This is a genomic window from Kitasatospora purpeofusca (assembly GCF_042691725.1).
In the GTDB taxonomy this organism is placed as follows: Bacteria; Actinomycetota; Actinomycetes; order Streptomycetales; family Streptomycetaceae; genus Kitasatospora; species Kitasatospora purpeofusca_B.
This window is the reverse complement of record NZ_CP170483.1, coordinates 360,794-381,295: the sequence shown is the minus strand read 5'-3', so window position 1 is coordinate 381,295 and position 20,502 is coordinate 360,794. Positions and strand designations below refer to the sequence as shown.

At 74.3% G+C, this 20,502-nt stretch carries 17 protein-coding genes; 2 read left to right on the top strand and 15 right to left on the bottom strand.

Going from position 1 to position 20,502, the window contains the following annotated elements; all coding sequences use genetic code 11:
- Positions 1–107 precede the first annotated feature (107 nt).
- Together ACFCLZ_RS01715 and ACFCLZ_RS01710 are read right to left on the bottom strand one after the other, a co-directional pair.
- A complete protein-coding gene (locus ACFCLZ_RS01715) occupies positions 108–1,226 on the bottom strand; it encodes an LLM class flavin-dependent oxidoreductase (RefSeq protein ID WP_380282775.1) in 1,119 nt (372 codons plus the stop codon).
- The gene (locus tag ACFCLZ_RS01710; RefSeq protein ID WP_380282774.1) at positions 1,223–2,305 is read right to left on the bottom strand and encodes an LLM class flavin-dependent oxidoreductase; all 1,083 of its coding nucleotides are present in this window, start codon (positions 2,303–2,305) and stop codon (positions 1,223–1,225) included. The genes ACFCLZ_RS01715 and ACFCLZ_RS01710 overlap by 4 nt, the downstream gene beginning before the upstream one ends.
- Positions 2,306–2,565: 260 nt before the next feature.
- On the opposite strand from ACFCLZ_RS01710, the gene ACFCLZ_RS01705 reads away from it, so the two are divergent.
- The gene (locus tag ACFCLZ_RS01705; protein ID WP_380282773.1) at positions 2,566–3,006 is read left to right on the top strand and encodes a hypothetical protein; all 441 of its coding nucleotides are present in this window, start codon (positions 2,566–2,568) and stop codon (positions 3,004–3,006) included.
- A 125-nt stretch (positions 3,007–3,131) separates the two neighbouring features.
- Here ACFCLZ_RS01705 and ACFCLZ_RS01700 read toward each other — a convergent pair whose 3' ends face one another.
- The 4 genes from ACFCLZ_RS01700 to ACFCLZ_RS01685 all read right to left on the bottom strand — a co-directional run bounded on the left by ACFCLZ_RS01700 (position 3,132) and on the right by ACFCLZ_RS01685 (position 8,983).
- The gene (locus ACFCLZ_RS01700; protein WP_380282772.1) at positions 3,132–3,308 is read right to left on the bottom strand and encodes a hypothetical protein; all 177 of its coding nucleotides are present in this window, start codon (positions 3,306–3,308) and stop codon (positions 3,132–3,134) included.
- A gap of 209 nt (positions 3,309–3,517) precedes the next feature.
- Positions 3,518–6,496, bottom strand: coding sequence for an AAA family ATPase (locus ACFCLZ_RS01695; RefSeq protein ID WP_380282771.1), 2,979 nt, complete (start codon positions 6,494–6,496; stop codon positions 3,518–3,520).
- 159 nt (positions 6,497–6,655) lie between these two features.
- Positions 6,656–7,114 (bottom strand): hypothetical protein, encoded by a 459-nt coding sequence (locus tag ACFCLZ_RS01690; protein WP_380282770.1) that lies wholly within the window; start codon positions 7,112–7,114, stop codon positions 6,656–6,658.
- A 483-nt stretch (positions 7,115–7,597) separates the two neighbouring features.
- Positions 7,598–8,983: a cellulose binding domain-containing protein gene (locus tag ACFCLZ_RS01685; protein ID WP_380282769.1), complete on the bottom strand. Its 1,386-nt coding sequence runs from the start codon at positions 8,981–8,983 to the stop codon at positions 7,598–7,600.
- 398 nt (positions 8,984–9,381) lie between these two features.
- Between ACFCLZ_RS01685 and ACFCLZ_RS01680 the strand changes: the two genes are divergently transcribed.
- Entirely contained in the window at positions 9,382–10,209 is an 828-nt protein-coding gene (locus ACFCLZ_RS01680; RefSeq protein ID WP_380282768.1) for a hypothetical protein, read from the top strand.
- 47 nt (positions 10,210–10,256) lie between these two features.
- On the opposite strand, the gene ACFCLZ_RS01675 is transcribed toward ACFCLZ_RS01680, so the two are convergent.
- From ACFCLZ_RS01675 to ACFCLZ_RS01635, 9 genes are all read right to left on the bottom strand, one after another.
- A complete protein-coding gene (locus ACFCLZ_RS01675; RefSeq protein WP_380282767.1) occupies positions 10,257–12,170 on the bottom strand; it encodes a B12-binding domain-containing radical SAM protein in 1,914 nt (637 codons plus the stop codon).
- Positions 12,171–12,284: 114 nt separating this feature from the next.
- Entirely contained in the window at positions 12,285–12,422 is a 138-nt protein-coding gene (locus tag ACFCLZ_RS01670; protein ID WP_380282765.1) for a hypothetical protein, read from the bottom strand.
- Positions 12,423–12,531: 109 nt separating this feature from the next.
- Positions 12,532–14,151, bottom strand: a complete 1,620-nt coding sequence (locus ACFCLZ_RS01665) for an ABC-F family ATP-binding cassette domain-containing protein (protein WP_380286411.1) — start codon at positions 14,149–14,151, stop codon at positions 12,532–12,534.
- A 42-nt stretch (positions 14,152–14,193) separates the two neighbouring features.
- Positions 14,194–15,573 carry a hypothetical protein gene (locus ACFCLZ_RS01660; RefSeq protein ID WP_380282764.1) on the bottom strand — a complete coding sequence of 460 codons (1,380 nt, stop codon included), beginning with the start codon at positions 15,571–15,573 and terminating at the stop codon, positions 14,194–14,196.
- Between the two features lie 41 nt (positions 15,574–15,614).
- On the bottom strand, positions 15,615–16,379 hold the full coding sequence (locus ACFCLZ_RS01655) for a 2OG-Fe(II) oxygenase (protein ID WP_380282762.1): 765 nt from the start codon (positions 16,377–16,379) through the stop codon (positions 15,615–15,617).
- A 21-nt stretch (positions 16,380–16,400) separates the two neighbouring features.
- A complete protein-coding gene (locus ACFCLZ_RS01650; RefSeq protein WP_380282761.1) occupies positions 16,401–17,027 on the bottom strand; it encodes a DUF5825 family protein in 627 nt (208 codons plus the stop codon).
- Positions 17,024–18,940, bottom strand: a complete 1,917-nt coding sequence (locus ACFCLZ_RS01645) for a RiPP maturation radical SAM C-methyltransferase (protein WP_380282760.1) — start codon at positions 18,938–18,940, stop codon at positions 17,024–17,026. Before ACFCLZ_RS01645 ends, ACFCLZ_RS01650 begins: the two co-directional genes overlap by 4 nt.
- On the bottom strand, positions 18,940–19,680 hold the full coding sequence (locus ACFCLZ_RS01640) for a 2OG-Fe(II) oxygenase (RefSeq protein ID WP_380282759.1): 741 nt from the start codon (positions 19,678–19,680) through the stop codon (positions 18,940–18,942). Before ACFCLZ_RS01640 ends, ACFCLZ_RS01645 begins: the two co-directional genes overlap by 1 nt.
- Positions 19,681–19,737: 57 nt before the next feature.
- Positions 19,738–20,502: a class I SAM-dependent methyltransferase gene (locus ACFCLZ_RS01635; protein ID WP_380282758.1), complete on the bottom strand. Its 765-nt coding sequence runs from the start codon at positions 20,500–20,502 to the stop codon at positions 19,738–19,740.

Below are 20,502 nucleotides of genomic sequence, written 5' to 3'. Positions count from 1 at the left end.
CGACCCTCCGTCGGATGCCCCGTCCGATCCGTAGTGTGCCCGCCGGCGGGTGCCGGCCTCAGCCGAATCCCGACTTTGGGGGACGGCGATGTCGGCGCAGGCGGCGCTCAGGTCCGTGGGCCGGCCGGGGCGGGAAGGCCGAGGTGGCCGTGGAGGGTGGTCGCCTCGTAGGTGGTGCGGAAGGCGCCGCGGCGCTGGAGTTCGGGGACGAGGGAGCGGGTGATCGCCAGGAGGTCGTGCGGGAGGCGGGCGGGGCGGAGGCGGAAGCCGTCCAGGCGTTGGCCGTCGGCGTCCACGGCGCGCCAGTCGAGCAGGAGGTCGGCGAGTTCGGCGGGGGTGCCGGCGAAGATCTCGGCGTCGGAGCGGAGCGGGGCGCCGGCCAGTTCGTCCAGGCGGTCCTTGTGGCGGGCGGCCTCGCCGGGGCGCTCGTCGAGCAGGACCAGCAGGTCGGCGAAGACCTTGAGGGGGCGTTCGGCGGGGCGGTCGACGGCGGTGGCGGCGGCCGCGACCTCGGTGAGGACGGCCGCCACGCCGTCGGGGGAGTACGGGGTGACGTAGGCGACGTCACCGCCCTTGGCCGCGAGTTCGTAGGGGATGCGGGCGTGGGCGAGGACGGTGACCGGGAGGGCGGTCCGGTGGCCGTCCCAGAGCCGGGCGACGGCGGCCACCACCTCGGCCGCGTCGTCGAAGAGCGGGGCGAGGCGGCCGGAGATCGTCTCGGGGGAGGCGAGGTCGCCCTCGCCGAGCGTCGCCGGGGCGGGGCGTCCGAAGTGGGCGGCGTCGTCGGCGCGGGCGGAGACCTGCGGCCGCCAGCCGGCCCGGCCGAGGGCGGCGCGGTCGAGGGTGGCGAGGGTGGCGGCCAGGTGGAGCGGTTCGGTGTGGGTGACGTTGGTGGTGGGCACCAGCCCGATCCGGGAGGTCAGCGGCGCGACCCGGCTCGCGATCAGGACGGCGTCGAGCCGCCCGCGCACCTGGTCGGTGCGGTCGTCGGGCCCGCTCAGGCTCACGGACTGGAGGGCGAGGGCGTCCTCGAAGGTGACCAGGTCGAGCAGGCCGCGCTCGGCCTCCGTCACCAGGTCGGCCCAGTAGCCGGCGGTGAACAGCTCGCCGGGGCGGGCACCCTCGGCGCGCCAGGCGGCCGGGTGCCAGCCGGCGCCGTCCAGGGCGACGGCGAGGTGCAGCGGGGGCAGCCCGCGGACGGGGCGGGGCGTGGTGGGGTTGGTCATGCGGAGGCCTCCCGGCTCGGTCGACGGGTCCGGGCGAGCCCGAGGTGGTCGCGGAGGGTGGTGCCGGTGTACGCGGTGCGGTGCACGCCGTCCGCCCGGAGCAGCGGCACCACCCGGTCGACGAACGCGTCCAGCGGGCCGGCCGGGTGCGGGGTGAGCAGGAAGCCGTCCGAGCCGCCGTCCCGCACGTACGCGGTCAGCGCGTCGGCGACCTCGCGCGGTGTGCCGACGAGCTGGGCGGCGGGCTCGCTCGCGGCGGCGCGGTCGCGCGCCTCCCCGGGGGTGTCGCCGAGCACGGGGGCGACGGCGGCGAGGACCCTCAGGTCGCCGGGGGCCCGGCCGTGGCCGGCGAGCCGGTCGGCGAGGTCCTGACGCAGCGCCCGGGCCTCGGCGAGCCCGGTGTGGGGGACGATCGCGACGTCGGCGTCGGCGGCCGCCGAGGCCAGGTCCTGCGGGGAGGCGACGGTCCGCACGACGACCGGGTGGCCCTGCGGAGCGCGCGGTGTGGTGAACCGGCCGCCGAGGTCGAAGTGGGCTCCGCGGTGGGCGAACGCGCCCGCGCCGGGCCGGACGAAGAGGCCGTCGGCCTGGTCGGCCGGGACGTCGTCCTCCGCCCAGCTGTCCCACAACGTCCGGGCGGCGCGCAGGAATTCGGCGGCGTGGACGTGCCGGTCGGCGTCCGGCGGGAGGCCGCCGTGGCGGAGCGTGCCGTCGGCGGCGGCGTCCGGGTCGACCGTCACGCTCCAGGCCGCGCGGCCGGCGCTGAGGTGGTCCAGCGAGGCCAGCCGCCGGGCCAGCTCGTAGGGCTGGTGGACGGCCGGGCCGAGGGCGGCGGCCAGTCCCAGCCGGGTGGTGGCGGCGGCCAGGGCGCCGAGGGCGGTCAGCACCTCGGGCCCGGGCGGCGGGGCCTCGGGGAGGAGCAGGAAGTCGAACCCGCCCCGCTCGGCGGTCCGGGCGAGCAGGGGGAGCGTGTCGAAGTCGACGGTCCCGGGCGGGTGTACGGCTAGGTGGAGCTGCTGTGCGGACACGACGACGATCGCCTCCAGTGGGCCGCCCGTCCGCCGTGCGTCGGTCCGCACGGCCGGGCCCGCTCATCCTGCGTGGCGGCGCTCCGCCCGGGCAACGGTCGCAACGAAGTGTTCACGAACGGAAACCGAGCGTCATGAAAGCAAGCCATCGATGCGATTCGGCCATCAAAAGGCTGAAATCGACAGTGGCCTTCAAAAGTGTGGATGGAATTAGGAATTCCGCCTGAATCGATGCCAGCATGTGAGGTGTGAAGCGTGAAATGTCACATGGCTTCACACTGCCGTCCCTACCCATGAACGGGAATGACCCGATGAACCGGCTCCTTGCCATCCTCGCCACCAGCGCCGTTCTGACCGCCGGCGGCGCCGCCGCCCAGGGCACCGCCTTCGCCGCCGACGGGGCCAGTGGCCCGGCCGGCCCGGGCCTCTGCGTCACCGGCTACCACGGTGTGGTGGTCAACGACATCTGCGCCACCGTCAGCGGCGACCAGGTCACCTTCTACGGGCAGTCCTCGCCCGGCAGCCTCGGCTGGACCGCCCGGACGGTCCCCTACCGGCTGACCGCCTCGGTGGTCGGCGGCGCCACGCTCGGCACCATCACGCCCTCCGTCCTGATCAGCCACTCCGGCACGGGCGTGGGCCGGATCACCGTCACCGCTCCGTGCGGTTCGACCGTCACCGGGTCGCTGGAGACCACCGAGTGGGGCTGGCCGCCCGCCACCGCCAGCATCACCGTGCCGGTCGGCTGCTGACCCCGGCGCTCCCCGGCACGGCGAAGGCCCTGCCCGTTCGCCCGGGCAGGGCCGTTCTTCCTTCCGTGGTCAGCCGGTCCCCGGCCGCTGCCGCCCGCACGCGGCCGGGCCGGGGACCGGCGCGCTCAGTGCGCCCAGTGCGCGGGACCGGAGCGGCTCAGCCGGGCCAGCCGGACCAGGGCGAGCGGATGGTGCCCGGCCTTGCGGGGGGACGGGGAGATCCGGACCATGGCCCCGGCCGGGGCCGTGCCGTCCGTCGCCGGGTCGGCGGTCGCGCTCGGCGCGTGGTGACGTGCTCTCATCTCCGGGGATCCCTCCTGGTCGGTGAGCGGCTGCCCCGCTCGCTCGCCAATGACCACCAGGGAACCGGTCCGGCCCGGCCGGAACAATGCGGGTGACTACCCATCGCTCCCCGGGAACCCTGCGGGCCCGGTGCGTACCGGCCCCGATCAGCGGGTCGGCGGATCCGCTGATCGGTCGGAGGCGCCGATCGGTCGAAGGCGCCGCCGGATCAGCCGGACGCGCCGCCGTCCGCCGCCTCCTCGGCGTCGGCCCGGGCCAGCGCCTGCGCCGTCCCGGCCCGGCTGGTGCCCAGCTTCTGCAGCACGTTCGCCACATGGTGCTCCACCGTGCGCGGCGAGAGGAAGAGCGCCTGGGCGATGTCCTGGTTGGCGGTGCCCTGCGCGAGCAGCTCCGCCACCTGCCGCTCGCGCGGCGACAGCTGCTTGCCGTAGCCCCGGCGCCCCGGCGAGCCGATCCCGCCGAGGTCGAGGTCCCGGCGCAGCTTGCGGCACCGGGCGGTGTCGGTGGTCGCCCCCAGGCCGAGGTAGACCCGCTCGGCGGCCGCCATCCGCTCCGCCGCCCGGGTCCGGTCGACGGCGGCCAGCGCGGCGGCGATCCGCTCGTCGGCCCGCGCCGCCTCGTACGGGCGCCCGATGTCCTGCCAGCCGTCCCGCGCCCGGGCGAACGCCTCCACCGCGCCCGGCGCGCCGTCCGCCGCCAGCAGCAGCCCCCGCGCCTGGTCGAGCGCCGCCGACACCGCGGGCGCGCCCCGGTCGGCGAGCGCCCCGGCCGCCTCCTCGGTGACGGCACCGGCCTCGGCCCGCCCGTCCGTCGCCAGCAGCGCCTCCACCGCGACCGGCAGCAGCTCGGCCGTGCGCGCCCAGGCACCGGCCTGCCGCGCGGTGGCCAGCGCGGGGCCGGCCGTCGCGGCGGCCCCGGCGGTGTCGCCCTCCAGCAGCTGCAGGCCCCCGAGCCCGGCGGCCGCCCGCAGCGCGACGGTCACCTGCGACTCGCGCTGCCCGTACCGGGCCGCGATCTCGAACTCCTCCCGGGCCAGGGCCAGCCGCCCGCGCCCCGCCGCGAGCCGCCCGAACAGCAGCGAGCGCTCGGCCCCGGCCATCGCCAGGTCGTCGAACTCCGCGCCCAGCGCGGCGAACCGCTGCTCCACCCCGTCCCAGCGCCCGGCCAGCATGTCCAGCCGGATCAGCGCCAGCCGGCTGTAGCACTCCAGGTACGGGATGGCCGTCAGTTTGGCCAGCCGCCGGCTCTCCGTCAGCAGATGCGCGGCCCGGGTGTCGTAGCCCAGTTCGATGGCGATCTCGCCCGTGTTGTACAGCGCGCGGGTGGTCTGGCGCATCACCTCGGGACGCTCGGAGGCGCGCGGCAGCTCGTCCAGCCGGGCCCAGACCTCAGGGTCGCCGGCCCGGGCCTGGAAGGTCAGCGAGGTGGCCCGCACCGCGGCGGCCACGTCCTCGTCCGGATGGGCCGCCAGTAGCCGGTCCGCCCGGGCGAGCCACTCCCAGGCGTGGCGGCCCGCGCCGTCGCGCTCGTCCATCGAGATCGCCACCATGGCCCGGGCCGCCCGGACCGGACGCTCCTCCAACTCCTCCAGGGACTCCCGGATCCGGCCGAACCCGGCCCGGTTGCCGCTGTGCACCGCCGTCAGGAAGCCGAGCGCGAGCCGGATCTCGCCGCGGTCGGCGACGGGCAGCCGGGGATCGGCGACCATGCCGCTGAGCACCTGCACGCTGGCCGCCGGATCGACGTCGTCGGCCGCGAGCCGGGCCAGCGCCAGGGCGGCCCGGCCGCGCCGGGTCGGGTCGAGGTCGGGCTCGTCCAGCAGGCTGCGCAGCATCCGGCGGGCGCCGCCCGGGTCGCCGAGCGCGACCGCCTGGTCGGCGGCGTCCTGGGCGAGGTCCTGCCAGGCCGCGCGGTCGCCCATGGCCAGGGTGTGCTCGGCGATCCGGGCGAGCGGCCGGGGCTCACGGGTCTCCAGCGCGGCGACCGCCCGCCGGTGCAGCACCCGGCGGCCGGGCCCGGGGATCCGCCCGTGGGCGACCTGCCGGAGCGCCGGGTACCGGAAGGCGTAGCGGTCGGGCGAGCTCTCCTCCAGGACGGCCGCGTGCAGCGCCTCGGCCAGGCCGTCCGCGCCCGCCCCGGCGCCCAGCCCGGCGACGGCGGTGAGCAGGTCCTCGTCGGCGGGCACCCCGAGCACGGCCGCCGCGGCGACGACGGCCGCGCCGTGCGCGCCCAGCCGGGCGAGCCGCCAGGTCGCGGCGTCGGCCACGGCGCGCGGGACCTCGGCGTCCGCCAGCCCGGCCGCCAGGTCGGCCGCCCGCCGGGGCTGCGGGCGCTCCGCCAGGGCCCGCAGGTCCTCCTCGACGGCCAGCGGCAGACCCCGGGTGCGCTCGTGCAGCACCCGGGTGACCTCGGGGGTGGCCACCGCACCGAGCACGGTCCGGGCCAGCTCCGCCACCTCCGCCGCGTCCAGCGGACCCAGCCGCAGCTGGACGACGCCCGCACCGGGCCCGGCGGGTGCGCTCCGGTAGGCGGCCGCGGGCACCGGGGCACCGGGCGGCAGGTCCTCGGGGCGGTAGGTGACCACCAGGGCCAGCCGGGGCGGCAGGTCGCGGGCCAGCCGGAGCAGCAGGTCGAGGGTCGCGTCGTCGGCCCACTGCACGTCCTCGACCACCAGCACCGGGTCGTCGAGCGCCGCCAGCAGCGCCCGTACCCCCTGGGCCAGCAGCCGCCGGGCGGACAGCAGTTCCCCGCCGTCCGGCGGCGCGGCGGGCAGCCGGTCGGCGAGGTCCGGCAGGACCCGGCGCAGCGCGCCCGTGCTGGGCGGCAGCGCGTCGGGCGGGGGCAGCAGCGCGGCGGCGTCCCGCAGGGCGTCCAGCACGGGCCCGAACGGCTCCGGCTCGCTCAGCGGATGGCAGCGGCCGACGAGCACGGCGCGCCCGGGCGCGGCGGGATGGGGTGCGGCGGGATGGGGCGCGGCGGAATCCGTCCCGCCCGGCGCCCGCACCGCCTCGGCGACCAGCCGCGACTTGCCGACGCCGGCCTCGCCCTCGACGAGCAGCACGGCCGGCGGCCGGGCCAGCGCCTCGGCCAGCCGGGCGAGTTCCCGGACCCGCCCCACGAAGCCGCGCTCCCCGGGCGCGTCCGGTTCCCGCGTCGGGTGCGGCGGCCGGTTCGTCGGCCGGTTCATCGGGGCCACGCGCGGCCGGGGGCGGAGGAAGTCTGAGCGGGCATGACCCCCATGATGCCCGCGCCCGCCCCGTCCGCGTCGGGCGGGGGCGGGCGCTGGTCCGGTGAGGGGCCGGTGAGGGGCCGGCGCGGGGGCCGGAGCCGGGCGGGCCGCGAGGGTCTATCCGGCCCGGTACGCCACCGGACCGCTGTCGGGGTGCGGCGTCGGCGCCGCGGGGGCGACCAGCTGCCGGGGAACGGCGGCCTCCCGCAGCGGCCCGGTCGGCCGGACGACCCGGCCCGGCGCCTCGACGACCTGGCAGCCCGCCCGGGCGAGGCGCCGGACGATGGTCGCCGCCGCGCCGTCGTCGAGCGAGAACACGAACGGCCCGGGCACCAGCACCACGTCCAGCCAGCCGCGCTCGGCCGCCGTCAGCAGGCTCGCCAGGGCCGGCAGCGGGCCGCGGGTGCTCAGGCCGTGGTCGGCGTAGACGTCGGGGTAGGGCAGAGCGAGGCGGTGCGCCAGGTGCGCCATGGCGGTGCGCATGTGGTCGGCCTCCTGCGGGTCGTACGGGCGGCACCGCAGGTACATCGCGGACCGCCGGGCCGACCGGTGCACCGGTTCGTGGGGGTCGTGCATGCCGTTCACCTGGCTTTGCTCACTGTGACGGGTGGGGGAGTGCGGCTGCGGGGGTGGTGTTCCAGCGGACCTCCGGAACGGTACGGGGATCAATGGGGGCCGCTACCCATTGCTGCGCCGCGCGGTGGGCGGTGAGCGCCGGACACCTGAGATCGTGCGGATCCCCGGGGCCGGGGCCAAGGGTGGGGCAGGGGCGCCCCGTGGTGCGGGTGGTGACCGCCGGGCTCCCGTGCGCGGGTTTGCGGGCGTGCTCCCCGGGTCCCACCGCGCCCACCTGCGGTTCTCCCTCCCCTTCGCCCGTTCCGCCGTGGTCCTGGCCGCCCGCGGCCCCACCTGTCCGCCGTAGCGCGTGCCGTCCGGCCGTCGTGCACGAAGCGCCGCGCGCCCCGGTGCACTTCGCACACGCCCCGGGTGCCCCCGCCGGGTCCGGCCGCTCGGTGGGGCGGCCGGACCCGGGCGGGACGGGGAGGCGGGCGGGGCGGCTCAGGAGGCGGGGACGGTGTCCGTGAAGGACGTCCCGGCGGCGCGGTAGGCGGCGACGGCGGCGCCGACCTGGGCGGGGGTCAGCACCTGGTCCTTGACGTGCAGCACGTAGTCCACCTGCTCCTCGTAGCTGCGCGCCTCGGTGCCGGTCAGGCCGGCGAGGTCGGTCAGCCACTGGTTGAACGCGATCACCATCGGCCGCTCGGGGAGGTAGCGGGTGTCGTGGCGGGCGAACTCGACCCCGTCGACGTAGTACACGATGCCGCTGTCGTCGATGGTCAGGACGAGGTCGTGCCAGCCGGCGAAGGAGGTGCGGGAGGTCGTGTACTGGTTGACGGACCCCTCGGGGCCGTAGGTCTCCCACGAGGTGGCGAAGAAGATGTTCGAGGTCTCGCCCCAGCCGCCGTTGGGGAGGTACTCGAAGTCGTACTCGGAGTAGTCGTCGGCGTTCGGGGCCTTGAGGTCGTTGATCGCGAAGAAGCTCTGGACCAGGTGGTCGCCGTCGGGGCCGGTCACCGGGGCGTCGGAGAAGTGGACCCGGGCGGCGTACGTGCCGTTGCGGAACTTCATGGCCTGGCTGTGGAACTCGCTGTGCCGGGTGGATTCGGGGGTCCCGGCGGTCGAGGTCCGCAGGGTCATCACCGAGTTCCCGGCCTCCTTGGCGAAGGTGACGTTCTCGGCCGCCCAGGTGGCCCCGGCCACGCCCGGGCCGCCGCCGCCGGAGCGCGCGTTCCAGCCGTGGGCCGCGAGCGCCGGGTCGTCGTGGCCGGTGTAGTCGAGGTCGTCGAAGAGCACCGCGCCGGTCGGGACGGTCGGCCGGGTGGGGGCGGTGCCCCAGACCTGGAGGCCGGCGACACTGGCGGTGACCTTGGCCCAGTTCGCGTACCCGGTCTGCGCGGCGCCGAAGGAGTAGTCGTCGCCCTGCTCCATGGACTGCCAGTCGGTGCGGTGGAGGCGCAGTTGCAGGTCGCCGCTGTCCGCCCCGGGGGCCAGGGTGCCGGCGCCCGCGGTGAAGCCGATCTCCAGGTAGCGGTCGGCGGCCGCGCCCGACTCGCTGATGGTGCCGATGGTGCCGGTGATATTGGCGCAGCCCCGGACGGCCCAGTCGCAGGCGAAGCGGTACGCGGCGAGGGGCGCGTCGGACCTGAAGTAGTAGCGCAGCTTGACCTGGTCCAGGGCGATCGGCGCGGAGCCGGTGTTGACGACCTTGAGCCACGGCGAGGCCTGCGCCGTGCCGCTGCCGCCGTTGCGGTACTGCACAGCGAGCGGTTCGCCGGCGGCCGCCGCCGGCAGGGCGCCGAGGACCGCGGCGCCGAGCCCGGCGGCGACGGTGGCGGCGAGCGCCGCGCGGAGGCGGGGGAGCCGGCGGCTGGTTCTGACGGTCATGGGGGTTCCTCTCCTGGCGTGGGGGTCGACGCGCGGCACCGGCGGAGGGGAGCCCGGTTCCACCTCGGGTTCGGCGTGGGGGAGGAGGTGGCGGGCCGCGCGATCAGAAAGTGGCATAGACCAATTTGGCGGTCAACCCCGTACCGGTGCGATCGGCCGGAACGCGGGCGTCCGCCGCCCGGAGTGGCTGATTGTGCCTGTTGACGGCCGCGGGCGGGGCCCGCCCTGCCGGGGCCCCGGTCCCGCCGGTGGCGCCCGGTGTTTGAGGGCGGGAGGGCCGGGGAACGGGAGTTCGACAACTCCGTCGGGGGCGGACCGGCGCGCGCTCGCCGCGTCGGGACACTCCCCTCGTCCCTCGCCGCCCACCGGCGGGCGACCGCTCAGAAGGGCCCGCACCGTTGAGCTTCCCGCCGCACCGGCAGCCGCCCTCCCCGGCCGACGCCGCACCGCCCGCGGGCCGGGTCGATCCCGCCCTGGCCGACCGCCTCACCGACGCGGTGCTGCTCGCCGGCCTTCCGATCGCCTTCGGCGACCACGGGCCCGGCGTGCGCATCCGGCCGGCGCGGCCCGCCGACGACGGCGACCGGTGCGCGGGCACGGCCGCCCTCGACTGGCTGCCGTCCCCGCGCCTGACCGGCGCCGCCGTGGCGGAGCCGGGCCGGGCGGCCGGGTCGGCGCGGGAGGTGGTGGAGACGGCGATGGTGAACGCGCTCGCCGAGTTCCTGCCGGCCCTCGGACTGGAGACCTACCGGGACCGCACCGGCCGGGAGCTGCGGGTCGCCGGCGAGGCCGCGGCCGGCGGCGAGCTGCGGATCCCGCCCGGCGTCCTGGTCGCCCGGCCGGCCGGGCGGACGCCGGCCGAACTCGGGCTCCCGGAGGGCCTCGTGCGCACCGTCCGGCGCGGCGCCGCCCTCGCGGGCCTGCCGCTGGCCGCCCACCTCGGCGCCACCGGCATCACCCTCGCCCCCGCTGCCCCGACCGGCGGCGCGGACGACCGGGACGGGGCGGCGGACCTGGGCTGGAACCCGTCCCGCCGGCTCGCCGACCTGGCCGACAGCGACCTGCCCGAGGCGGCCCGGGCCGCCGCCGCCCGCGCGGCGGTCGACGGCGCGCTGCGCCACGCCCTCGGCACCGCCCTGCGGGCCTGCGGCACCGAGCTGCGCTGGCTGCACGCCCACCAGCGCCTCCGCGCCTACGGCGAGTCCGCCCCGGCCGCCCGCCGCTGACCGTCCGCCCCGGCCGCCCGCCGCTGACCGCCCGCCGGGGCCGGTCGTCACACGGCCCTGACCATCCCGGCGTCCAGCAGGTTGCCCAGCAGGGCGCGGGTCGCGGTGTCCCCGATCCGTTCCACGAGACTGCCGACCGAGAACCCCCGGCCGTCGAGGTAGGGGTGCAGCAGGACCGCCGCCGCCCGGGGGATGACGATGCGCTCCTTGCCGATGATGTGGGTGCAGACCATCTCGCCGTCCCGGTCGACCAGGTCGAGGTCCTCTGTGATCAGCCGGAAGGACGCGTCGGGACTCAGCTCCGGGAGGGTGGACGCGACGGGCGCCGCGGAGCCCCTCCCGTCGCGCCGGTTCACGCGGCGGGCGAAGGCCCGGAACCGGGCGTACACGTCCGCCCGTTCCTCCACGGTCATCGCCGGGTCGACGCTCGACATGTGATTGAGGGAGTACTGCGCCTGGCTCTGCGCCGAGATGTCGGTCACGGGGATCAGACCGAACCGGTCCGGGGCGCGCCCGATGTTGGAGGACCTCGTCGGCTCGAACGGGAACACCGAGACGGTGTGGAGACAGTCCGCCAGCGCCTCCACGTCCGCCAGGGAGTCGAGAGCCTCCTGATAGGTCGTACTGGGCAGATCCGGGATGAGGTTGACACTGAGCCTCATCCCGGCGGCGCGCGCCTCCCGCAGGAACCGCCGGTTCTCGGCCCGGTTCGCGGACTTGTGGACCAGCTCGAGCACGCGCGTGGTCATCGTCTCCATCCCGATCACCAGGTAGCGGCAGCCCGCCTGCACCATCAGCTCCAGCAGTTCGCGATCGAATCGCCGGTCGACCATGGCGAAGGAGTCCCAGGTGATGTCGAGGCCCCGGTCGATGATCAGCCGGCTGACCCGGCGGGCGAAGGCCGGCGGGATCGACTCCGTGATGAAGCTGAACTCACGGATCCCGTAGCGGGCGGTCAGCTCCTCGATGTCGGCGACCACCGCCTCGGGCCGGCGGCCGCGAAAGGGCGGGCTGCCGTCGTAGAGCTCGACGAAGTCGCAGTAGTCGCATTTTCCCCAGTAGCAGCCGCGCGCCTGGGTGACACTGAGCTTGCGGACGGCGAGCTTCGCGACGTCGGCGGCCGGATAGTCAGGTGTCGGCAGGGATCCGAGCGCGGGCCCGGCGCCGGGCCGGACGTGCTGGACGGCACCGTCCACGAGGGCCGACACGCCGGGTACGCGGCCCGGCAGCCACTCTCCCGCCCGGACCTGTCGCGCCAGTTCCAGCAACGGGAACTCGCCGTCGAACCGCACCGCGGCGTCGACGGCCCGGTGGGTGGCGAGGAGTCCGTCGAGGGCCGGCAGGTCCATCAGACTGAGGGCCGGGCCGCCGAGGACGATCCTGACATCGGGACGCGCGGTCTTGAGTGTCTGGGCCAACAGCAGCGCGGGAACGAGTTGCGGTCCCATCGGCACCGAGATGCCGACCAGTTGGACGGAGTCGGGTACGGCGCGCTCGCAGTCGGCCCACTCCAGGAACGCGCGGTGGAAGTCGAGCGGGTGCGTGGCGCGGCGCCGTGTGGTGAGGGCGGCGAGGGCCGCGGCGTCGGGATCCATGAGGAAGGGGTGGGCGAGCTCCTCCACCACGTATCCGACCTCGGTGGTGCGGCCCAGCAGGCGGGCGCCGTTGGCGTCGGTCAACCGATCGCGCTCCCGCGCCGCCCAGCGCGCACAGCCGGCGATGAGGGACTCGCGGGCGACACCGGGCACGCCTCCGGCCGCCAGCCGGGCAAGGTTCTCCTCGGTCAGCAGGTACTCGGCGAACTCCGAGTTCAGGTCCCGCTGGACCGACGCGAAGCCGTGCTGCCGCAACCAGGCCGCCAGCACCGCGGTGGACGGATAGAGGCTGCCGAAGCTCGATTCGACCAGCGGTGGGAAGAAGAGCATGACCTCCGGCTCGTCCTCGGTCCTGCGAATCGACACAGCCCCTCCATTTCGCCCGGTAGGACAGGAATTCAACCGCGGGAGCGGGCCGCCGCTCAGCCTTTCGCCGATATGCGCCGGCCCGCTTTCGGTGCCTTCTGGTGGGCGGCTTCCTCAGCCCCTGTGGAGGTGTACGAGGGAGAGCGTCTCCTCCAGCGGCTCCCGCCTGAACTCCAGCTCGGCGGGCGTGGGAATCCGGTCCTCGCCGGGCGCCGTCACCGGTTCGGCGAGAACGGATGCATCGTTTTCCATGGTTCGATTCCCCTCGGTCCGATTTCTGAAATTGCCCTTGAAATCGTCCCCCGGAAGGTCGTGTGCGTCAAGAGTTCGGTGCGCCCCAGCCCTTTCCCGGCGAACTTTTTCAACGCTTCCTGGCGACCCTTCCTTCGTCCCAGACCGCGCCGTCGGTCTCCACGACCGTGCCGTCCGACCGGAAAAGGAGAAAACGGTCGAAGGACCCCGCGAACCAGCGGTCGTGCGTCACGCTCAGCACGGTCCCGTTGAACTGCTCCACGGCGTTCTGGAGCGCCTCCGCCGACACCAGGTCGAGGTTGTCGGTCGGCTCGTCCAGGAGCAGGAGGGTGGCGCCGCCGAGCTCCAGGAGCAGCACCTGGAACCGGGCCTGCTGCCCCCCGGACAAGGTCTCGAAGCGCTGGTCGGCCGCGCCGGCCAGTTCGTAGCGGGAGAGCACGCCGACCGCGGCGCCGCGGTCCAGGCCGTTTCGGGTGCCCTCGCCGCGCCCCATGATCTCGACCAGCGTCCGGCCGATCCACTCCGGATGCTGGTGCGTCTGCGCGAAGAAGCCGACGACGACGCGGGCACCGAGCTTCCAGCGGCCGCAGTGCGCCACCTCGTCGCCGGCGAGGAGCCGCAGCAGATGGCTCTTGCCCGAGCCGTTCGACCCGAGGACGGCCACCCGGTCCCCGTAGTAGACCTGCAGATCGAAGGGGTCCATGAGGCCGGTGAGTCCCAGTCCCTCACAGGTGAGGACCCGGATGCCCGTCCGCCCGCCCTCCAGCCGGGGCCGGACGTGCTGCTCGCGGGGGATCTCGGGAGGACGCCCCTCGCTCTCGTACCGGTGCAGCCTGGTCATCGCGGCCCGGTAGCGGGGCGCCATCGCGGCGCTGAGCTTGGCCTGCTCCCGCAGGCGGATCACCAGCTCCTTCAGCCGCTCGTGTTCCTCGTCCCACCGGCGGTGGAGCTCGGCCAGGCGGTCCTGCCTGGCCTGGCGGGCGGCCCGCCAGGTGGTGAAGGAGGCGCCGTGGACCCAGGCGCTCCGGCCCTCCAGCGTGACGACCTTCGTCGACACGTTCCCCAGCAGCTCCCGGTCGTGACTGACCATCAGGACGGCCTTGTCCGTCGCGGCCAACTGCTCCTCGAGCCAACGCTTGCCCGGCACGTCCAGGTAGTTGTCGGGCTCGTCGAGGATGAGCACCTGTTCCCGGCCCCGGAACAGCGACTCCAGGACGATCCGCTTCTGCTCCCCGCCGGAGAGGGTGTTCACCTCGCGGGACCGCACCCGGTCGAAGGGGGCTCCCAGCGCGGCGGTGGTGACGACGTCCCACAGCACCTCGACGTCGTAGCCGCCGGCCTCGCCCCAGGCCGTGAGGGCCTCGGCGTAGCGCATCTGGGTCCGCTCGTCGTCCCGCACCGCCATCTGGCGTTCGAGGACGTCCATCGCGGCGGCGGCCTCCCTGATCCGGACCGGGGCGGCGGCGAGCAGGAGGTCGCGCACCGTGGTGTCGTCCCGCACGGAGCCGATGAACTGCGGCATCAGCGCCATGCCTCCCTGGGCGTTCACGGCACCCCGGCGCGGTGCGACGGTTCCCCCCGCGATGCCGACCAGGGTGCTCTTGCCCACCCCGTTGGCCCCGACCAGGACCGCCACTTCCCCGGCGCCGACGGTGAAGTTGACGTCCTGAAGGAGTGGCCGTCCGTCGGGAAGGTCCCACCCGACGCCGTTGAACTCCAGGAATCCCATGTGTACGCGCACGCCCTCTCGGTTTCGGATACGGCTGTTCCGTCATCTCGACAGGCCGGCCGGGGTCAGTACGCCGATTCCGGTTCCCCACCGCTCGTCGGCGAGCGCGAACGCCTTCGACACCAGGGGGGCCACGCTCTCGCCCACTCCCGCGAACGCCGGGCCGGCGATCAGCGCCACCAGCGCGCCGTCCTTCCCGGCCCCCGAATGCACCAGGCAGGCGTCACTGTGCTCCCCGCCCCTGACGACCCTGACCGTCCTCTCGCCTCGGATCAGCCATAGCGTACGCACATCCTGATCCGGTTTCACCGGAGTGTGGATGGCGATGGCCGCGCATCGCTGGGTTTCGAGCGGAGGGAGCAACTCCCCTTCCACGTCGCCCGCGAGCAACGCGTCGTCCGCTCCGTGGACGAGGACCGCCTGGATCAGCGGCAGCCAGGGGTAGAACCGGGTCATCAACCCCATGGCCGCTCCCGCGCGGGGCACCAGGGCGTGCGGGACGAAGCCCGCGCTCCCCAGCAGGCCGCTGACGTGGAACGCGCCGCGGAAGCCGAACGTCCGGGAGAGGTGGGCGCCCACCTCGGCGGTCAGCCGCCGCAGCCGGTCACGATCGGCCAGGGAAGGGTCGAAGTGGGTGGAGCAGCCCGCGAAACGGAGGTGCTCACCCTGGCGGAACAGCAGTTCCTCGTACGGGCGCAGCACCGCGGTCCCGTCCGCCAGGACGAAGCCGTTGACGGCGACGGGGATGCCCGTGACGAAGGAGGACACCTGGATGCGCTCGGCGTGGTCCCGGGCCCACCGCACCGCGCGGGCCACGTCCGTCCCGTCCCTGACCAGCCGGGTCTGCTCCATGGCCACGTGCATCCCCGCCCGCGGGTCGGCGCGCCAGAGCGTGCCGTGGCCGAGATCGTGCCGCTCGTGGGCCCCGGTCAGTTCGCCGGCCTCGGCGCGGACCACGGAGGCCGGAGGCCGCCGCACTCCCACGGATGTCCAGAGCCGGTCCTCCTCGTCCCAGTCGGCGATCCTGGCCAGGACGTCCGGCTGGGCATCGGCGATCGGCCGGCCGCAGAACGTGCGCGTCATGATGTTCGCCTCGCACAGGACGATCGCGGTCCCGTCGGGGTCGTAGGCGTCCAGTGCCGCGCGCAGGGCGGCGGGCGGATCACCCAGGAGTTCCTCGGTGGAGCGCGAGACGTCCGTATGGCTGCCGGTGCTCAGCCGCACCATGAAGTGGTCCACGTGCGGCTCGGGGGCCGGCCCCGGTCCCGGACCGCTCGCGACCACGAACGGGCTGTGGGCGCCGACCTCGCGCAGGGTCTCGATCTGCCTGGTGTACTGGGACAACGGCTGCCCGACCAGGACGACCTTTCGTCCGCGGTAGAACCGCCGTACAGCACCCAGGAGTTCAGTGGACTCCTTCACCGCATTCCCTTCCACCGACTTGGCACGGGACGATATCCGTCTCAGACAGAACGGTTCTGACCGATGCTCACCGTGTAGCGGCCGACCCCCTCGCCCCGGAAGGGCTCGACCCAGTGCCAGCACTCCTCGCGGACGGGGATCAGCGAGAGCGTGTTGAAGAGCGGGTCGACGAAGAACTCCTCCCCGTCCTCGTTCCGGTACCCGAGCCGCCCGCCGGTGCCCCGCCGGTAGTTCTCGTCCAGGTAGAAGTTCACGGCCATGACCCGGCCGGGCAGCAGGTCCTGGTGCGGGCGGATCTCGTCACCGGCGCCGTAACAGGCGAACTCGACCGTGGAACGGCCGTCCAGCTCGATCCCGGTGCCGGCGCAGAGCCAGGCGCGCAGGGGGCCCTGGAGCACCGCGAAGGCCAGGAACTGCTCGACGGCCCTGCGGGAGGCATCGGCCAGCGCGCCCGGTTCCAGCACCCGGCCCAGCGGCCGGGCCACGAAGTGCCGCGCCGCCCGGTCGGGATGGTCCGTCCACTGCGCCTCGGTGATCTCGGTGGCACCCTGGGTGCCGTGGTACGTGGTGGCACAGCGCGACCAGACGTCCATGGCGCGCATGGCCTGCGCCACGGCGCGGGCCCGGTCCTCGACGAGGAAGTCCCGGAACACCAGCGGCTCGGCGGGCCGGCTCCTGATCCAGGCCGACAGCCTGTCCTGCGACCGGAGGTGCTCGGGATTCACGAAGGACGCGAAACGGCGCAGGTACGCGCCGGGCGCGAGGGACGTGTCGGGCGCGAGGGACGTGTCGGGCGTCGGATTCATGTGAGGGTCTCCTCCAGGGGATCAGCCACGGGCGTATCGGAACCGCACGGGGAGCGCGAACCAGACGGTCCCGATGCGCATGAAGAGGCCGCGCTCGGCCAGGGAGCGCACGGCGGCGAGGTCGTCGCCGCTCAGTTCCGGCTCGGCGGCACAGGACAGGGCCGGGTCGCGCAGGACCCTGACCTCGTCCGGGGAGTCGATCAGGAGGCGGCGGACGCCCGTGTCTGCCCGGCGGTCCTCGATCTGGAGGTAGCCGGGACCGTGCCGCAGCGTCAACCGCGGGCCGCGCGGCACCGGCCAGAGCAGGGCCCGGTCCTTTCCGCGCGGCGGATCGAGGTGGTGGAGCGGTGTCGTCGGGATGCCCTGCAGGGTGCCCTGCCAGATGGTGCGCAGGCCCACCGCGGCGGCGTCCCGCAGAGCGCACAGGTGCCGGGCGGCGGCCTCCGGGGCGTCGGCGGTGAGGACCACCGGTTCGGTGAGGCGGAAGCCCCGGATCCCGGACCGCGCCAGGGCGACCAGTTCCTCGCGCGCGTACCGCGTGGCGGGGTTCCTGGGGACGAACAGACCTCTGCGGGCGCGGACTTCGGTCGCGTTCCGCGCGGTGGGGACCGGGTCCGTCGCGGCGTTCGTCATGGCGGGGGAGGTCATGTGTACTCCAGACCCGTCGCGAGTGCGACGTGGTTGTCCTCGTCCCGGAAGACCAGGCCGACTTCGGACCAGAGGCCGAGCAGCTCGCTCACCGCCTCGTCACCGGGGTGCACGCCGGCGTCCCTGAGGCGGTTGCCGAGCGCCTTGAACGACCTGCCTTTCAGGAGCGCCTTGTAGGCGACCACGTGCCAGGTCTCCCGCAGGGTGAACTCGCGCGGGCGCTCGCGGCGGCGCTCGTCCACGATGCGGATGGTCGCGCCCTCCTCCATGGCCACGAGCCGGGCTCCGACATGGGCCTGCTTCCACGCCTCGATGCCCTTGACCATCCTCGCGGCCAGTTCGGGGGGGATGCCGGCCGGTGCGCTGTCGAAGACGTACACCAGCTCGTCCAGCTCCTTCTCCGGCAGCCGGTACACGTCGCCGAGGAGCTGGGAGGGCCCCCGGTTGACCATGCCCAGTTCGGGGTCGTCGAAGTAGGGGCTGAAGCGGGTGAGCATGATCGGCATGATGCGTTCCGGCGGGAACAGGTGCACCAGGTGGTCGAGTTGCGCGACGAGCGGCTCGTAGTCCTCCGCGGTCTCGCCGGGAAAGCCGTAGAGCAGGTTCCATCCCGGCCAGATGGCCAGCGTCCGGCAGTCCCGCAGCAGCCGGATGTTCTGCCAGGCCGTGACGCCCTTGCGCATCAACCGCAGGACCCGGGAGCTGAGGTTCTCGATCCCGGGCTGGATCTGGGTCACACCGGCGTCGGCCAGGTCACGCAGTTGGGCGTACGTGAGGTTCGACTTGACCTCGAAGAACATCCGCAGGTCCCAGCCGAGCTCGCCCAGGGGCGGCATGAGCGTCTTGAGGTAGGCCATGTCGAGGATGTTGTCGGCGAAGACGATGTCCAGCACCCGGTGCCGTTCCACCGCGTCCTTGATCTCCGCCAGCACCCGGTCGGCCGGCTTCGACCTGTGGGTCATGAGGGAGCCGTTGAGGCCGCAGAACGTGCAGTGGTGCTTCTCGCCCCACCAACAGCCGCGCCCGCCTTCCACCTGGACCTTCGGGTGGAGCGCGTCGGAGACCTCGGCGGCCGCCAGGGCGTCGAAGTACGCGCTGAAGTCCGGGGAGGGGACCTTGGCCATCGGGACCATCGCGTGGCCGAGCGGAGTCGCCACCGATTCCCCCTCGGCCGTCCGCCAGCAGAGCCCCTTGATCGCGGACAGTGCGCTACGGCGACCGGCCTCGTCGCGCTGCGCCGTCCGGTCCTCCGCGAGGGACCGGAGCAGCCGGGGCAGCACCAGCTCGGCCTCCCCGCGCACGACGTAGTCGAGGAAGGGGAAGTTCCGGTGCAGGGCCGCGCCCTGTACCCCGTCGCAGTTGGCGCCCCCCAGGACGGTGGCGACACGGGCGTCCAGACGCTTGATCTCACGGGCCAGCGCGAGCGACGGGATGTTCTGGTCGAAGGTGGAGGTCAGGCCGACGACGTCGTAGCCCTCGGCGACGACCGTGCGGGCCAGGTCGCGCACGAACCGCGGTGCCAGGCGGTACATCTCGCAGGCCGGGGCGAGGTCGACTCCCTGAGCGGTCATGGTCCGGTGGAAGGCCGTCTCCTCGGCGGCCTCGGGGCCGTAGAGCGCCGAGGAGAAGATCCACTCGCCCAGGGCGAGGTTGTCCCCGCGGGCGATGTCGTCGTACTCCTGGGCGCCGATGCGGCCGTTGCTCTCGGCGCGGACGTAGTCGGCCCAGGGGAGGTTCGCGTAGTGGACGCGCACCGACTCCACGTCGTCCGCGCTCCCGGCGAGCGGGGCCAGGGTGCTCAGCGCCAGGGACGGCATGTCGAGCGACGCCCACGGCATGCACACGAACAGCACCCGGAGCCCGGTCCTCGGGATGGCCGCTGTCCCACCGGTCACGGTGTCCGTCGCTTCCATCAGTACTCCTGGTGGATCTGCAGGTTCGCGGTGTACCGGCCCGGCTCGGCACCGGTGTACGGCTCCACCCAGTGCCGGCAGCCGTCACGGATCGGGATCATGGTGAAGCTGTTGAACTCCGGCACGGTGGCGTGCTCCCGGCCTTCGGCGTCGCGGAACCGGAGACGGCCTCCGGCGGCGGGCGTGTAGCGACTGTCCAGGTAGAAGTTGGCCGCGAGGACCCGCCCCGGAATCAGGTCGTGGTGCGGTGTGATGTGGTCGCCGGCGCCGTACCGGGTGAACTCGAACGAGGTGCGCGGCTCGAGCGGTGCCCCGACGACGTCCGCCACCCACGAGAGGAAGTGGGTCCCGGTGACCGCGAACGCGAGGAACTGCCGCAGGACCTCGCGGTGCTCCTCCGCCACGTCCGGCGACTCGACGGCGGCCAGCATGGGCCGGATGAGATAGTGGCGTGCCGCCTTGTCGGGGTGGCGCTCCCAACCCTCCTCCGCCACCTCCCTGGTGCGCACGTCCCCCTCGTACACCGACGCGTAGCGCACCCAGTAGGGCAGCGCGCGCAGCGCCTCCCCGAGCGCCGTGGCGAAGTCGGCGCGCAGGAAGCCGGGGAGCGTGCGGGGGCCGCCGGTGCCCTCCCGGTGCCAGGCGTGCAGCTCGGTGCGGACCTCCGGCTCCAGGTACACCGGATTGACAAAGCGACGTACGATGCGCAGCGATGGCTCGCTCATTGCGCCGACCTTCATCCGTCTCTCCTTAGGCGTGTCGCTGACGGGTCGCTGGGTCAGTGGCGGGTCGCGGGGTCAGTGGCGGGCGACGAAGAAGGCCCGCTCGTCCTGGCCGAAGTCCGACAGCGGCGTCTCCAGATCCTCTATTCGGGCGCGGTGGACGTCCGAGAAGCCTTCCTCGCGCAGAATTCCCTCGACCTCCTCGGGCGTGAACGCGTAGCGCGTCGCGTTGAGGTCGAACCGCTCGTACAGGCCGTCCTTGCGACGGAGGAAGCCCGTGGCCCGGGAGTGGGACCGTGACTGCTCCGGGAGGAAGACGCCGCGGCTCACCACCACGTGGTCCTCCAGGACCGTGGCTCCCACCTGGTTGGCGTCCGCGAGGCCGGCGGGTGTCAGCAGGTCGAAGACGAAGTGCCCGCCGGGCACGAGGGCCGCGGCGACCGTCCGGGCGCAGTCCCTGAACTCCGCCGGTCCCGCCAGGTGGTTGAGCGCGTCGACCGTGGAGACGACCAGCCCTGCCGACCCGGTCGGAAGCTCCACCCGGGAGACGTCGGCCTCGATGAGCTCGTAGCGGTCCCGGTCCACGTCCCGGAGGTTCCGGCGCGCCATCTCGAGCATGTCGGCCGAGAGGTCGACGCCGGTCCCCGTGTAGCCTCCGGCCACGAAGTGGCGCAGCAGGTGCCCGTTGCCGCAACACAGGTCGATGACGCTCCGGGGGGCGTCCCGGGCCCTGGTGGCCTCGTGGAAGGCCATGATGCGTGGGGCCCAGTCGCGTGACCGGCCCGAGTACACCAGGTCGTAGAGGCGCGCGGCCGGCCCGTCGTACCCACTCGTCAGCAT